This window comes from Pseudoalteromonas sp. APC 3224 (genome assembly GCF_030407535.1).
Classification (GTDB): Bacteria; Pseudomonadota; Gammaproteobacteria; order Enterobacterales; family Alteromonadaceae; genus Pseudoalteromonas.
On sequence record NZ_JASDDF010000010.1, the window covers coordinates 80,640 to 95,635 of the forward strand.

Genomic DNA, 14,996 nt, shown 5'->3' on the forward strand with positions numbered 1-14,996 from the left:
ACACCTGTTATTCGGCTTTTTCGTTTTTTGGTTGTCCCCATTTACAACACTTGTTGAACATGTGATTATGACGCTAATTCAAATACAAAAAGGATATTAATATGGGTAAGGTAATACTGCTTTCACTTTTAATTTTTTCAACTAACCTTGCAGCGCAAACTGCCAAACAGCAAAAAATTGATGAGCTGGTAGAGGTGATGAACATGGATGCCATGGTTGACTCCATGTATGCGCAAGTTGAGGGTATGATGCAAAATATGTCAGTGCAAATGGGCGTAAAGCCAGATGAGAAAGCAATTTTCGACAAATATTATGCTGATATGACCGAGGTATTAAAAACAAAAATGAGCTGGCAAAAAATGCAGCCGATGATGATTAACCTCTACGATAAACAATTTACTGAACAAGAAATTAGCGACATGTTAGCTTTTTATAAGACAGAGTCAGGGCAGGCTATTTTGAAGAAAATGCCACAAGTAATGCAAGAATCAATGCAAATGTCACAAGCCTTAGTACAAGACGCTATGCCTGAAATTCAAGCAATTGCGGGTGAGCTTGGTGAAGCACTTAAGCAATCTCGAAGCAAAGCAAACTAAGCACTACAGTAGCTCTCAAATTTAGCAGTCACATATTGTGGCTGCTCTTATCTTAACTTTCTTCCACACTCCCAGCCATATACTTAATTAATTGTTGACCTATGTGTTACACATAGGTTTATTATGTTGTCATTACATAGCCAGCCAGAGGTTTAATGATGTACGTAAAGCAATTAGCCAATACTATGGGCGTGACCCAAGACACGGTTCGTCATTACACGCGAATAAAGCTGCTTAATCCTATTCGTGGTGAGCGCAATGGTTATCAAGAGTATACCGCAGCCGATCAGCAACGTTTAAAGTTTATCATTAGTGCGCGTCAACTCGGTTTCTCAATAAAAGATATTCAACAAATTATTGCACAGTCGGACCAAGGGCAGTGCCCTTGTCCGCTCACACGACAATTAATAGCAAAGCGACTAGAGGAAACAGAGCAGCACTTTCAAGAAACACTTAAATTACGCACGCGAATGCAAGCAGCGGTTAAACAGTGGGATAAATCGCCTGATGGGGGTGTAAGTGCAGATATATGTAGCTTAATAGAGACCTTTGTTGATCCAATCTCTGAAGTTAAAAATACTAAGGAAGCGTTATGAGTAATCAACCCACCACGCAAAACTTTATGATTGAAGGCGCAAATTGTGGCAGTTGCGTGGCTAAAATAGAGAAAGCACTGAAAAGTGTAGAGGGTGCGCAGCGTGTTGAAATGAACTTTGCCGATCGAACTGTGCAAGTAGAAGGTTCTGCTAAGGCTGAGCAGCTAATGCACGCTGTCGCTGATATTGGCTATCAAGCTAAACCTATGAATAGTGATTCTCAACAAGACGCCCTAGATGAAAAAGCCGAAGCTGATAACGCGCACTACAAAAAACTTATGCGCAATATGGTATTGGCATTGGGTTTGGGTGCGCCATTAATGCTTTATGGTTTAATTTTTGATATGAGTGTCACCACCCAAACTCAGCGCATTAGCTGGTTTATTGTTGGAGTGATGACGTTAGTCGTAATGATTGTGTCGGGTAAGCAATTTTATACTGGCGCATGGCAGTCATTTAAAAATCATACGGCTAATATGGATACCTTGATTGCGCTTGGTACGGGAACAGCCTGGCTATATTCAATGGTGGTGGTGAGCATGCCAAGTCTATTACCAGAGGTGGCTAGGCACGTTTATTTTGAAGCCTCAGCAATGATCATAGGCTTAATTAGTCTTGGCTTAGCTTTTGAAGTAAAGGCGCGAGGGCGTACCTCTGAGGCTATTAAACGCTTAATTGGTTTACAACCTAAAACGGCACGGGTGATCCGAGATAACCAAGAGCAAGATGTAGCTATAAGCCAAGTTATTAAAGGTGACTTGATTCGTGTCCGCCCTGGAGAGAAAATTTCAGTCGATGGAGATGTTATTGAAGGTAGCAGTACACTAGATGAATCAATGCTCACTGGTGAACCGATGCCGGTTAATAAGGGTGAGGGTGACAAGGTTGTTGCTGGCAGTATTAATAAAAGTGGTACTTTGTTGTTTAAAGCAACCCATATAGGCAGCGAAACCACCTTAGCGAATATTATTAATATGGTTAAACGTGCACAAAACTCTAAACCCTCAATTGGACGCTTAGCTGATGTTATTTCAGGCATATTTGTACCCACAGTGATGATTATTGCGGTGCTAGCAGGCTTAGCATGGCTTAACTTTGGCCCACAGCCGAGTATTGCTTATGCGGTTGTTGCAATAACCACAGTTTTAATTATTGCTTGCCCGTGTGCACTTGGCTTAGCTACACCGATGTCAATTATGGTCGGCATAGGTAAAGCTGCTCAGTCGGGTATACTTATTCGTAACGGTGAAGCGCTACAAACAACAGCTAAAATCACCACCATGATCTTAGATAAAACAGGCACTATAACCGCAGGTAAGCCAACCGTGACCGATGTGGTTACGTTCAACCAAAGCGACAGTACCGAGGTGCTAAAGTTAGCAGCTAGTCTTGAAAGTAGTTCTGAGCATCCATTAGCCGAAGCCATTGTTAATTATGCTAAAAACCAAAATATTACCCTTGAAAAAGTCAGTAATTTTAATGCTATCACTGGGCAAGGTGTCATCGGTACCATTAATGAGCAAAGCCTATTGTTTGGCAATCAGGCACTAATGAAAAGCCACAATATAGATATTGCAGAGGCAATACCGCAAGCGGAGCAGCTTGCTAGCGCTGCTAAAACGCCGATGTACTTTGCTATTGGCAATCAATTACATGCCATTATTGCGGTTGCTGACCCAATAAAAGAAGATTCAGCTGAAGCTATTAAGCGCTTACAAAATAAAGGTATGCAGGTGGTTATGCTGACAGGCGATAACCAAGCGACCGCTAAAGCCGTTGCCAGCAAAGTCGGTATTACAGACTTTATAGCGCAAGTAATGCCAGATGATAAAGCCGGTGAAGTGACTAAGCGCCAATCTCAAGGTGAAATTGTGGGCATGACTGGCGATGGTATAAATGATGCGCCAGCGTTGGCACAAGCCGATGTTGGATTTGCCATTGGCACTGGTACAGATGTAGCTATTGAAAGTGCGGATATAACGCTGATGCGAGGCTCACTTCATGGTCTTGCAGATGCCATTGCAATTAGTGGCGCAACCATAACTAATATTAAACAAAATTTGTTTGGGGCGTTTATTTATAACATTGCGGGTATTCCGATTGCTGCCGGGCTGTTGTATCCGTTTTTTGGTTTACTACTAAACCCAGTCGTAGCTGGCGCGGCAATGGCTTTATCATCGCTTACTGTAGTCACTAATGCAAACCGATTACGTTATTTTAAAGCCAGTAACTCGTAACTTTATTTTATAGGGGATTTAATTGTGTTATTAATTAATTTATTAGGCGTTTTACTTATTGTCGCTATTATTTATTGGTTTTGGTTGTATGAGCCGAAGTAAACAGTCATAGCAATCAAATAGCCATTACTTTGGGTAACGGGGTGTATTAATTATCCAGCGTATATTAAGGTAGCAGCGAACAGGCCTCTGACCCTGAATCGACAAGACGGTTCTCCTTGCGCTGAAACAGTGATTTCCCCCGCTCAAACTCGTGAAACGCCAAGTATAGGTGAAAATGCGGCTATTGAATTACTTTCGTTTGATGCTGGAGAATATGCTTTTCATTGCTAAATACAAATCTTTAAAGGGAAGTTTTTGGTTTTTTAATAAAACTAAACGTATCCCTGATACGTATTCTCAAGCAGAAAACATAAAAGGTGTAGTATGAATAAATTAAACCCTAAAAAACTGCTAAATAGTAAATGGACTGCCATCCCAGCTATTAATAAAGAAAAGCACTTTATTATTGTTGAGGTAGAATTTGATGAAGACGCTAATGTGATTGAATGTATCACTGAAGCGGTGATGTCAAAAAATCAATATCCTATTCAGTGGCGCGATTTAAAAGATGAACAAAGGTGGCGCCAAGGCTGGAAGTGACCGCTTGTACTCATGCCCAAATAAGTGGGTATGAGTGATATCAAATTAGAATCCCGCACGAGATTCATTCCTTACTTTAAGTATTTATTCGCCATACGGCGACAAATCCTTGCTTTTTCTCTCCCCGTTAAAAAAATTAATTTATATTTTTCTACAAATCAATTTAAGTTGTTTATTTTCAATTTGTTACATATTTAAATTAAGCTGTTTAATTTCGCGTTGTTAGTTTGTTCAGTGGCGATTTATTCCTATAGCGGCTCAGTCTTGTTGTTTTGTGTTTAATTAGAGATAGGTGTGTCTTTTTTAGGAGGTTTAACTTTTTGAATTTTAAAGGATATCTTTTTAGTTAAAAGTAGCTGTTGCAAAAGAGCAACAAAATACGAGGTATTTTTAAGTAAAAATCACATTTTTATTTTTAACTTATTGTTTATAAATAAAAAATTAAACATGGCATCGAAGTTGTAATACCTAAGCTGTATTTAGCAAAAAGTGATTAAGCTTAACGCTTAGCCTTACAACCCAATGAAGGAATTACGTTATGACAACATTTAAATCAACACTGGTATTAATGGCACTTGCTTCTTCATCTGTGGCGTTTGCTGCAACAGATTTTGACACACTGGATGTGGATGGTAATGGCGCAATAAGCCAAGCTGAAGCATCAGTAGATGCCTCACTTATGAGTAAGTTTACAGAGCTTGATACGGATAAAAACGGCGAGCTTTCTAAAGCAGAATTTTCTAAGGCTTAAAAGGCCAATGTTCAACGCTATTACATATTCTGAGTTGCCAAAGACAACCTAAATAGGCAAGGGAGCCTATGAAAGAGAATAACTAGGATGTACGGCTGTAGCGTTGAGTTAATTAATTTATACCCAAACATTGCATACTTTGAAGGATTAATATTATGAAAAAATTACAGTCAACTCTTGTACTTATGGCACTTGCTTCTTCATCTGCAGTATTTGCCAGCACAGACTTTGAAACTCTTGATGTAGATGGTAGTGGCGCAATTAGCCAAGCTGAAGCATCGGTTGCGGCCGAACTTATGGAGCAGTTTGCAGAGCTGGACGTAGATGGCAATGGTGAACTTTCTAAAGACGAATTTTCAGCATACTAACTTTATAATTCCCTAAGGATCTTTGAAAAGGATTTCTTACCCACTTTTTTATTAAGCTAAGGATTTATTATGAAAACATTTACTAAAACGCTTGCTTTAATTGCACTTGCTTCGTCTTCTGCCGCTTTTGCTGCGGTTGACTTTGATTCTTTTGATTCTGATGGCGACGGCGTTATTAGCCAGTCTGAAGCACAAGCTAATTCACAATTAGCTAAATTATTTGATGACTTAGATACTGACGGGAATGGTGAATTATCTCAGCAAGAATTTGCTAAAGTTCAGTAACAAACATGCACAATCTTTAACGATACAGATAAAAGCAGCCGAATAATTTCTCGGCTGCTTTTTTATTTACTTATCTTCTAAACGTTTGGCTTTAAAATCAGACTCGCTTGTCCACTTAGGCCAATCGCCATTATTGGCAAGTTGACTGGCTATATCTATAACCAGCTCGATATCTTGTTTTGCACCAGCTAGTGACCATGTATCTGAATAGTCGTCGGCTTCTTTATGGTATTTATGACTGATGTAGTCAGGGTCGGTATCACCTAAGCTCATAAACAGTAAACTTGGCACGCCTTGTTTAGCGAGTGAGAAATGATCTGATCTAAAAAACAATCCATTTTGTGGGCGAGGATCCATTTTTACCACGCGTCCTTGTGCTTTAGCCGCGCTTGCTAAGTAATGCTCCATTTCGGATAAGTTGCTACCGTATTGCAAAATATAATCGGTTTCATCGAGCACGTTCATACCATCGATATTTAATAATCCGACCATTTTTTTGGTGGCAATCATGTTCCCATTGGCAAATTCTTCTGAGCCAATTAGACCTGTTTCTTCGGCAGTAAAGTTAGCAAACAGGATTGAGCGCTTAAACGGCTTTTGTTGATGCATCTTGCTCATAATGCGAGCTATTTCAAGTGTTGCAGCGGTGCCTGAAGCATTATCGACTGCGCCATTATAAATTTTAGGTCCACTGTCGGTTTGTTTAGTACCAAAATGGTCCCAATGGGCACTAATAATAACGTATTCGTCAGGGGTTTCACTGCCTGTAATTTGTGCAACCACATTATGTGATTTAGCGTGTGACACTTCATTTTTAAATGCAAGGTTCGCCTTTAAGTTCAATTCCTTGGCTTGAAATTGCTTACTTAATGCGTGTTGCTTTAATTGTTGATAATTTAAGTTTGCCGATGCGAATACTTGTTCAGCCGCATTAAGTGTTAACCAGCCCATAACTGGCAGTTCAGATGCATTAAGGTTGTTGTCCATCAAGCTATACTTGGTGCCCGTGTTTGAGCTTTCAACCACGCCCCAAGGGTATGCGGCTGGGGCTGTTTCATGAACAATAAATACCGCTTTTGCACCTCGGCGCGCGGCTTCTTCATATTTATAAGTCCAGCGGCCATAGTAGGTCATGGCATTGCCTGTAAATAGTGTATCGTCTTGGGTGGCAAAGCCCGGATCGTTCACCAGCACAATAACGGTTTTATCGGTTACATCAACATTGGCATAGTCGTTCCAGTTATATTCTGGCGCGTTAATTCCATAACCAACAAACACAATATCGCTATTGCGGACATCAATAATCGGCTGTAACTGCTTTGTACGGGCGGTGAAGTCTTTACCTGCAATAAAGCTAAGCTTCCCCATAGTTAATTGCATGTTTTGATCTGCAGTTAGCATGGCCATTTTAACTGGCTGTAAATACTTCCCTTGATACGCGCCAGACAACCCCATTGCTTGGTATTGCTCACTTAAATAACCAACGGTTTTAACTTCACCTAAGGTAAGCGGGCCGCGTCCTTCAAAGTCATCTGATGCTAAGGTTTTAATATGCTGCTTAAGATTGTTTAAACTAACGCCTGAGCTGTTTTCAAGAGATGAAGCTGGAGTTGTAGGCTCAGAGCAACCCGTTAGTGCAATAGCTAAAAAAAGTGCAGTGATTTTTATATAAGACATAACTACTTAAAATAATAATTTTTTTCGACTATAACCCCAAGTAACTGTTAAATGCGAATTTTTATCTCTTTTAACCTTATTTTTATGTCGCTTACCTCTTCACCTATTTACCCGTTCATCGCCTTTAGGTAAGTTAAAACAATAACAAAAAGGATAAAGTAATGAAGCAATTTAATCGTCGAGACTTTTTAAAAGCAGCCAGTGTCGCCGCAGCTGCCGGTGTAGTGAGTGGTTGTGCATCAAGTGGAAGTGCTAATGCAAGCGCACCAAAACAGCAAGGGCGCAGTGTTATTGGTTTAGTCGCGCCCAAAATGGATGTGGTTAGAGTGGGCTTTATTGGTGTGGGTCAGCGCGGTTATGGACATGTAAAGCGCATGAGCCATATTGAAGGTGCGCAAATAGTCGCTATTTGTGACACGCATACTGAGGTGCTAGAGCGAGCTGCCAATTATTTAGTTGATAAAGGGGTAGCTAAGCCGGCGTTATATACTGGCAGTGAGCGGGCCTATCAACAAATGCTTGAACGACAAGACATAGATATAGTCATTATTTCTACTCCTTGGGCATGGCATGCACCTATGGCTATCGATACTATGAACAGCGCAAAACATGCTTTTGTTGAAGTGCCCCTGGCACTGACTGTTGACGAAATGTGGCAGATTGTAGACACCGCCGAACGTACTCAAAAGAATTGCATGATGATGGAAAATGTGAATTACGGTCGCGACGAGTTAATGGTATTAAACATGGTGCGCCAAGGTGTATTTGGGGAGCTGTTACATGGCGAAGCGGCCTATATTCATGAGCTTCGTTGGCAAATGAAAGAGCTAGATCACAAAACAGGCTCATGGCGAACGCAATGGCATGCAAAACGTGATGGTAATTTATACCCCACTCATGGATTAGGCCCTGTATCGCAATATATGAATATAAATCGTGGCGATAGGTTTGATTTTTTAACTTCAATGAGCTCACCTTCGCTGGGTAGAAGCGCCTATGCACAACGTGAATTTGCAGCGGATCATTCCCGTAATCAGCTTAATTATATTGCCGGTGATATGAACACGACACTGATTAAAACTCTCAAGGGGCGCAGTATTATGGTACAGCACGATACAACAACCCCTCGGCCATACTCTCGACATAATTTAATCCAAGGGACGAATGGGGTGTTTGCCGGTTTCCCTAATCGTATTGCGCTTGAAAATGGCGGATCAACAAGCTTTCATGAGTGGGATTATGATATGAGCGCATGGTATGAGCAGTACGACCATCCCCTATGGATTAAAATGGGTGAAGAAGCACAGCGCAATGGCGGCCACGGGGGTATGGACTTTTTAATGTTTTGGCGGATGATTTATTGCCTAAGAAATGGCGAACCGCTGGATCAGGACGTTTACGATGGCGCAGCGTGGTCGGTTATTTCACCGTTATCAGCCCAGTCTGTGAGTGAGCGTAGCCGCTCAATCGATATTCCCGATTTTACTCGCGGTGCATGGCAAACAGCACAGCCTTTAGGCATTGTAGGCTAAGGTTTATAGCAGGCATAAAAAAAGAGCGCATGCGCTCTTTTTTTATTTAACAGTTTATTACAATAGGGATCAGCTACTTCTTACATCTACTTTTAATTTAAGCTTTTGTCCTGGCTGTAAGTATTTTTGTCCGGCAAGGTTATTCCATTTAATAATATCGCTCACTGTTAAATTAAACTTAGACGCTATACGCGCTAAAGAATCGCCTCGGCGCACTTTGTAGGTAATAGTACGATTAGTATTACTCGTCGACTTTTTAGGCTGGCTAGCTGACTTATAAACTACCAATTTTTGATTTAAACGCAGTACTGCATTTTTTTTCAGCTTATTCCACTTAGCTAATTCACTCATAGTTACATCGTATTCGCGGCTAATATCCCATAGGGTATCGCCACTTTTTACCGTATGAGAAAGTTTAGTGCGTAAACTTTTATTAGCGGCCGCACGTACTTGCTGAGGCAAATGTTCACTGTTAATTTTACCATCAGTGAGTGGTACTAAAATTTGTTGACCCACACGAATTACGTTTGAGTTAAGCTTATTTAATGACTTAATCGCGCTGATACTAGTGGTAAATTTATCTGCAATCACCGACAAGCTATCGCCACGTTTGACCTTATATTGCTGCCAACGAAGACGGTTTTTAATCGCTGTAGCGGTAAGCTTTTCAGTGAATTGTTCTACTTTATCGGTAGGAAGTAATAAAAAGTGTGGGCCATCAGGATCGGTTGCCCAGCGGTTAAATCCTGGATTTAATCGATATAGTTCGGTAAGGGTCATATCGGCCATATCCGCAGCCAGTGCTAAATCTATTTGTGACTCAATATTAACCACTTCGACTACTTGTGCGTTAATTATTGGCTTCCACGACACTTTAAACTCATCTGCACGTTTTAGTAAATCAGCTAAAGCTAATAATTTAGGCACGTAGGCGGTGGTTTCACGAGGTAAATCTAGTGACCAAAAGTCGGTAGGTAAATGCTTTTTACGATTCTTTTTTATCGCACGCAACAAGCGGCCTTCACCTGAGTTATAGGCGGCAATTGCGTTCAGCCAATCACCTTCAAGGGTTTTGTGTAAGTATGAGAGATAATCAAGTGCAGCGCGAGTAGACTGCACAATATCGCGACGACCGTCATACCACCAGTTTTGTTTTAAATCGAAACGCTCGCCGGTTGCGGGCATAAACTGCCAAATACCCGATGCAGTACGGTGCGAATAGCCATAAGGGTCGAACGCACTTTCTACAATGGGTAAAAGTGCAATTTCGATGGGCATTTCACGCTTTTCAATTTCTTCAACAATAAAATGTAAATACGGCTCAGCACGTTTAGAAATGCGATCTAGGTATGCCTGATGACGTGCATAATAATTACGCTCAGCGACCACTGGGCGATTTTGTGGAATATCAATAGATAATTGGTAACGAATACGCTCCCAAACATCGTCAAACACAGGGGCTTCTTCTTCAATATCATTTACTTGTTGATATTGCGCATTAATCATTAATGCAGTGCTAATATCATTTGGGCTGGCGCCTTCAAGTTGGTTTTGAACTTGATTTTGTGAATCTGTGTCTAATGTTGTCAATGTTTGACAACCGCTTAGCGTCATCGCTAAAACCAATAAAAGAGGAGATTTATTCATAAATACCAATACATAGGGTAAAAAACTCGGCGAATACTACTCATTATGAGCCAACATTGCCACTTGTCATCGTTAAAAATCCAAACAAATATAATTAGAAAGTGTTAACTTATTGTTATTTAAAATGAACAGTTAATTATTTTTGTTACTGGCTTAAAAATTATCTTTGAACATCCTCAGACTAGCAAAGTTTTCCCAAGGTTCATTGTTTTTTGTAACTAAACAATACTCTTTTGGTAATGACTTTGTAATATCGGGCAAATTACTACGCATAAAAGGGTTAACTTTAAGCTCTTGGCCTATGGTGCTTGGCAAGCTTATTTCATCATTTTTTCGCAATTCATCTACTTTCTGGCTGTAAGCGAGTAATTCGGGGTTTCGTGGCTCAACCGCTTTTGCAAAGGCCAAGTTTGCCTGGGTGTATTCGTGGGTGCAATACACTTTGCAATCACTTGGCAATGCTCGCAACTTATTAAATGAATGCCACATTTGCTCTGGGCTGCCTTCAAATAAGCGCCCACAACCACCACTAAATAAGGTGTCGCCAGTAAAGGCCAGTGCATCATTAATATAACAAATATGGTCTAGGGTGTGCCCAGGGGTGGCTATAATTTCAAATGGAATGTTTAAAACGCTAATTGTGTCACCTTCATTTAAAGGCATTGTTATTCCCTCAAATGGGCTATTACTAGGGCCATAAACTGCAATGTTTGGGTACTGCTTTACTAATTGAGCTACGCCATCGGTATGATCATAATGATGATGGGTAATTAAAATACCGCCAAGGGTTAAGTTATGCTGTGCTAAATGCTCTAAAACTGGTGCTGATTGCCCAGGATCAACCACCCACGCTTGGTTATTCTGTTCGGTGGTTAAGCACCAAATGTAGTTATCAGAAAAGGCTTTAATTGCTTTGACTTGCACCATGTATCGTTGCTCTATAAAGTGGTATTTAATTAATATTATAACGAGCTTATATAATGAAACCAGCCCTTAGTTTTCAAGAAGGTCCCAAACCGTTGTCCTGGCAGCAGTTTCCGCATGGTGATTATTTACGTTGTGATATAGAACGCAAATTGTCGCCGTGGTTACCGCGTATGTTTGGCTATCATATGCTTAAATTAGGTAATTTAAGTGCTGAGCTAGATACAAGCAAAAGCTCCATTAAGCATCAAGTATGCGTTGCAGAGCCTGGCCCATACACGGGGGTGGTTGGCGATATAGACGAACTGCCTTTTTATGAGCACTCTATAGATGCTTGCATTATGAGCCATTGTTTAGAATATCACTCAGATCCACATCATATTTTACGTGAGGCTCATCGAACCCTTATTCCAGGCGGTTATATCGCCATTACGGGTTTTAATCCGTTTAGCTTTTGTGGGTTAGCGCAGTTGCTGCCGTTTAGCCGTCAAAAATTACCGTGGACAGGCCGATTTTTCACACCAGCACGGGTTAAAGATTGGCTAAATTTACTTGGATTTGAAATTGTGGCCGATGAGCGCTTTATTTATTCGTCGTTGGCACGCGGTAATCGCTTATCGCGGTTCGCATTTTGGCGCAGCTTTACCAAGCAATATTTAAAACCTATGGGGAGTGTGTATATGCTGGTGGCACGAAAGCGTGTTGCGCCACTTACGCCAATAAAACCTAAGTGGCATGCTCGCCCACAATTTGCTCCAATAAAAGGGGTAGGGCTTAGGCAAACCTCAAAACAGCATTATCAACAAAATAAAAAATAGCATGATGTAGAGGGTTACGGTTGGTAACCTTCATCATCGAGTAAATTGTTGCTGCTGGCTGCATCACGAGCAAGGTCGTCAACAATTTCGTTATATTTGTGGCCACTGTGGCCTTTTACCCATTTCCAGGTAACGTCGTGCTCGGCACAGGCTTTGTCGAGACGTTTCCATAAATCGACATTTTTAACCGGTTTTTTAGCAGAGGTTTGCCAACCGCGTTTTTTCCAATTGGTGATCCAAGACTCAATACCCTGCTTAACATATTGGCTATCGGTAGTCAGGGTTACAGGGCAGGCACGATTAAGAGATTCTAGCGCCACAATAGCTGCCAGCATTTCCATACGGTTGTTGGTTGTAAGCTTATAACCTTGGCTTAATTTTTTTTCATGGGCTTCATAAATCATAAAAATACCATAACCACCGGGGCCTGGATTACCTAAACACGAACCATCGGTGTAAATCTCTACGGTTTTTTGCACTGTTTTACCTTGATATTATGTACAATAAAGTGATTATAGAAAGATACCAGAGTCAGGCTTAATTCGATATGGCACGCAGACAAATAGTTTTAGATACAGAAACCACCGGCATCGACCCTAAACAAGGGCATCGTATCATTGAGATCGGCTGTGTGGAGCTTATGAATCGCCGGTTAACCGGCAATAATTTTCACGTTTACATTAATCCGCAGCGCAGCATTGAAGAAGAAGCAATCGATGTTCATGGTATTACTAATGAATTTTTACGCGACAAACCGCTTTATCGTGACATTGCCCAAGAGTTTTTTGACTATATTAAAGGGGCTGAGTTAGTTATTCATAATGCGCCGTTCGATATTGGCCATATGGATAATGAATTTGCGTTATTAAACCAAGGCTATCAAAACACCCATAGTTTTTGTGGCGTGCTTGATACCCTTAAAATGGCGCGTGACTTGCATCCAGGACAAAAGAACAACCTTGATGCACTTTGTCGCCGCTATGATGTTGATAACACTAAGCGTACATTACACGGCGCCTTACTGGATTCTGAAATTTTAGCCGATGTTTACCTGGCAATGACCGGTGGACAAGTAAAGCTAAACCTAAATCAAAACAAAGATGACTCAAGTGAAGATCAAAAAGGCGGTATTAGACGCCTAAGTAGCGACAGGGCGCCTTTGGTAGTTATAGCAGCTAGCGATGCAGAGCAAAGCGCACATCAAACGCGTTTAGACATTGTACAAAAGGAGGGCGGCCATTGTTTATGGCGCGCTGAATAGGGCATTATTATGAAAACGCTATTAATAGTTTCACTGCTTTTAATTGCCGTGTGTTTCCCCCCCGATGCACACAGCGTAAAGCAAGTTGAAGAGTTAAAAGGCAGCGGTAAACAAAATGAAATCCCGTTACTGGATAACCGTTTTCGTGTTGATGACAAAATTGATGAAATAAAATTAATATTTTTTAGACGCCCTGGATCGCCTGCCGTAATTTTAGTAAGACCCGATGGTACTAAATACTTTGCAACCAATGCGGTGAGAAACACTAGTCTTGATTGGTACGACGAATTAAATTATGACTTAGTGGTTATTCGCAATCCCATGCCTGGGCCGTGGCAAGTTATTGGCCAAATAATGCCAGAAAGCCGCATTGTTGTTATTGGTGAGCTATCGCTAAAAGTAGACCCACTGCCTAAAATTCTGTTTCAGGGTGAAACTGTAAAGGTAACTGGTGAGATTTTAAATGATGGCGAGCCGATTCGCGCCAACCTATTTAAAGATGCGGTATCGCTTAATGTAAGCTTTGTGAGCACCAATAATGAAAACTTTGAAAACTTTGGTGCAGGCATACAACAAGTAACTGAATTCAAAGATGATGGCTACGGGTTCGATGAAAGCGCTAAAGATGGTGTGTTTACCGGTGAGTTTACCTTAAATTTCACACCTGGCGAGTGGCGCCCTGAGCTTTATATTACCACTGATGTATTAGAGAGGCGGGTGGTTCAAGATCCTATTGTTGTCCATGAGCCGCCTTTCAGCTTTACCTCCGTTGAAGCAACCGAAAAGGGGGATGATCACCGCATTACCATCAATATTGATGATGAGCTTTTAAAACCTGATACGGTGATCATGCAAGGTAAAATTTATTACCCCAATGGCGAAGAGCAGGTATTTTACTTAGATAGCAACAGCACCACAGCAAGAGAGCTGGCTTTACAAGATTATGGTTGGGGACGCTACAATATTGAAATCTCTGTTTTTGGCTCAACAATCAATGACCGAGAGTTTATGGCTACATTGCCAACCTATTTATTTGAAATAGAAAGACCGATTGAAGTGATTCCAGAAATTCCAGTTGCCAGTGTTAGCGAACCAGAAATTATTCCTGTGCCAGTTGTAAAACCAAAAGTAATGGCCACGGGATTAATGGTTAGTTTAATTGTTGGTGGAAATTTGGCCATTTTATTTATAGGTTGGTTATGTATTCGTGTTTTTGTGCAGAACAAACCATTAAAACTTAAATTGAATTTAGCTTTTTTAAATAAAAAGAAAGCTGTTGAGTCAAAAAAAGCTGAACAGCAAAAATCAGATGAACCAGAAAATAGCTCAAAAAATGATAAATCAGGTGGAATTTTAAACCTTTCGATGTCAGATGACTAAAAAACCTGTAAAAAAACAAAAAAGCCCTTGACGAAGCAGGGGCTGATTCGTATTATTCACGCCGCTGTCAGGGGAGACTCAGACAGAAACGAAAATGCGGAGTGGTAGTTCAGTTGGTTAGAATACCGGCCTGTCACGCCGGGGGTCGCGGGTTCGAGTCCCGTCCACTCCGCCAATTTTCGACAATTTGTAAGTATGCGCTGGAGTGGTAGTTCAGTTGGTTAGAATACCGGCCTGTCACGCCGGGGGTCGCGGGTTCGAGTCCCGTCCACTCCGCCAACA

General features: G+C 41.1%; 15 protein-coding genes and 2 tRNA genes. 13 read left to right on the plus strand and 4 right to left on the minus strand.

All coding sequences use genetic code 11. The annotated features are described in order from the left end of the window. Positions 1–101 precede the first annotated feature (101 nt). The 7 genes from QL989_RS07220 to QL989_RS07250 all read left to right on the plus strand — a co-directional run bounded on the left by QL989_RS07220 (position 102) and on the right by QL989_RS07250 (position 5,475). The gene (locus QL989_RS07220; protein WP_055011750.1) at positions 102–596 is read left to right on the plus strand and encodes a DUF2059 domain-containing protein; all 495 of its coding nucleotides are present in this window, start codon (positions 102–104) and stop codon (positions 594–596) included. Positions 597–754: 158 nt separating this feature from the next. Next, on the plus strand, positions 755–1,192 hold the full coding sequence (locus QL989_RS07225) for a MerR family transcriptional regulator (RefSeq protein ID WP_054202164.1): 438 nt from the start codon (positions 755–757) through the stop codon (positions 1,190–1,192). After that, the gene (locus tag QL989_RS07230; RefSeq protein WP_290169356.1) at positions 1,189–3,429 is read left to right on the plus strand and encodes a heavy metal translocating P-type ATPase; all 2,241 of its coding nucleotides are present in this window, start codon (positions 1,189–1,191) and stop codon (positions 3,427–3,429) included. Before QL989_RS07225 ends, QL989_RS07230 begins: the two co-directional genes overlap by 4 nt. Positions 3,430–3,855: 426 nt before the next feature. Further along, complete coding sequence (locus QL989_RS07235; protein ID WP_010391412.1) at positions 3,856–4,071, plus strand: TIGR02450 family Trp-rich protein; 216 nt, start codon at positions 3,856–3,858, stop codon at positions 4,069–4,071. A gap of 538 nt (positions 4,072–4,609) precedes the next feature. Further along, complete coding sequence (locus QL989_RS07240; protein WP_010391413.1) at positions 4,610–4,822, plus strand: EF-hand domain-containing protein; 213 nt, start codon at positions 4,610–4,612, stop codon at positions 4,820–4,822. 155 nt (positions 4,823–4,977) lie between these two features. Continuing rightward, positions 4,978–5,190 carry a calmodulin gene (locus QL989_RS07245; protein ID WP_010391414.1) on the plus strand — a complete coding sequence of 71 codons (213 nt, stop codon included), beginning with the start codon at positions 4,978–4,980 and terminating at the stop codon, positions 5,188–5,190. Between the two features lie 69 nt (positions 5,191–5,259). Continuing rightward, positions 5,260–5,475: an EF-hand domain-containing protein gene (locus QL989_RS07250; protein ID WP_290169361.1), complete on the plus strand. Its 216-nt coding sequence runs from the start codon at positions 5,260–5,262 to the stop codon at positions 5,473–5,475. Positions 5,476–5,541: 66 nt separating this feature from the next. On the opposite strand, the gene QL989_RS07255 is transcribed toward QL989_RS07250, so the two are convergent. After that, positions 5,542–7,152, minus strand: a complete 1,611-nt coding sequence (locus QL989_RS07255; protein ID WP_290169363.1) for a M28 family metallopeptidase — start codon at positions 7,150–7,152, stop codon at positions 5,542–5,544. Positions 7,153–7,313: 161 nt separating this feature from the next. On the opposite strand from QL989_RS07255, the gene QL989_RS07260 reads away from it, so the two are divergent. Beyond that, positions 7,314–8,684 (plus strand): Gfo/Idh/MocA family oxidoreductase, encoded by a 1,371-nt coding sequence (locus QL989_RS07260; protein WP_010391419.1) that lies wholly within the window; start codon positions 7,314–7,316, stop codon positions 8,682–8,684. Positions 8,685–8,753: 69 nt separating this feature from the next. On the opposite strand, the gene QL989_RS07265 is transcribed toward QL989_RS07260, so the two are convergent. Both QL989_RS07265 and gloB read right to left on the minus strand, forming a co-directional pair. Continuing rightward, positions 8,754–10,331 (minus strand): LysM peptidoglycan-binding domain-containing protein, encoded by a 1,578-nt coding sequence (locus QL989_RS07265; RefSeq protein ID WP_041709094.1) that lies wholly within the window; start codon positions 10,329–10,331, stop codon positions 8,754–8,756. 153 nt (positions 10,332–10,484) lie between these two features. Then, positions 10,485–11,258 (minus strand): hydroxyacylglutathione hydrolase, encoded by a 774-nt coding sequence (gene gloB, locus QL989_RS07270; RefSeq protein WP_138606198.1) that lies wholly within the window; start codon positions 11,256–11,258, stop codon positions 10,485–10,487. Positions 11,259–11,311: 53 nt separating this feature from the next. Between gloB and QL989_RS07275 the strand changes: the two genes are divergently transcribed. Next, complete coding sequence (locus QL989_RS07275) at positions 11,312–12,073, plus strand: class I SAM-dependent methyltransferase (protein ID WP_290169369.1); 762 nt, start codon at positions 11,312–11,314, stop codon at positions 12,071–12,073. A gap of 14 nt (positions 12,074–12,087) precedes the next feature. Here the strand turns inward: QL989_RS07275 and rnhA are convergent, their stop codons facing one another. After that, entirely contained in the window at positions 12,088–12,552 is a 465-nt protein-coding gene (gene rnhA / locus QL989_RS07280; protein ID WP_198522220.1) for a ribonuclease HI, read from the minus strand. Between the two features lie 68 nt (positions 12,553–12,620). On the opposite strand from rnhA, the gene dnaQ reads away from it, so the two are divergent. From dnaQ to QL989_RS07300, 4 genes are all read left to right on the plus strand, one after another. Further along, the gene (gene dnaQ / locus QL989_RS07285; RefSeq protein ID WP_008114597.1) at positions 12,621–13,334 is read left to right on the plus strand and encodes a DNA polymerase III subunit epsilon; all 714 of its coding nucleotides are present in this window, start codon (positions 12,621–12,623) and stop codon (positions 13,332–13,334) included. A gap of 9 nt (positions 13,335–13,343) precedes the next feature. Next, the gene (locus tag QL989_RS07290) at positions 13,344–14,714 is read left to right on the plus strand and encodes a TIGR03503 family protein (protein ID WP_290169372.1); all 1,371 of its coding nucleotides are present in this window, start codon (positions 13,344–13,346) and stop codon (positions 14,712–14,714) included. 98 nt (positions 14,715–14,812) lie between these two features. After that, positions 14,813–14,889: transfer RNA gene (locus tag QL989_RS07295), tRNA-Asp, on the plus strand. 27 nt (positions 14,890–14,916) lie between these two features. Further along, positions 14,917–14,993 (plus strand) — tRNA-Asp (locus tag QL989_RS07300). Positions 14,994–14,996 lie beyond the last annotated feature (3 nt).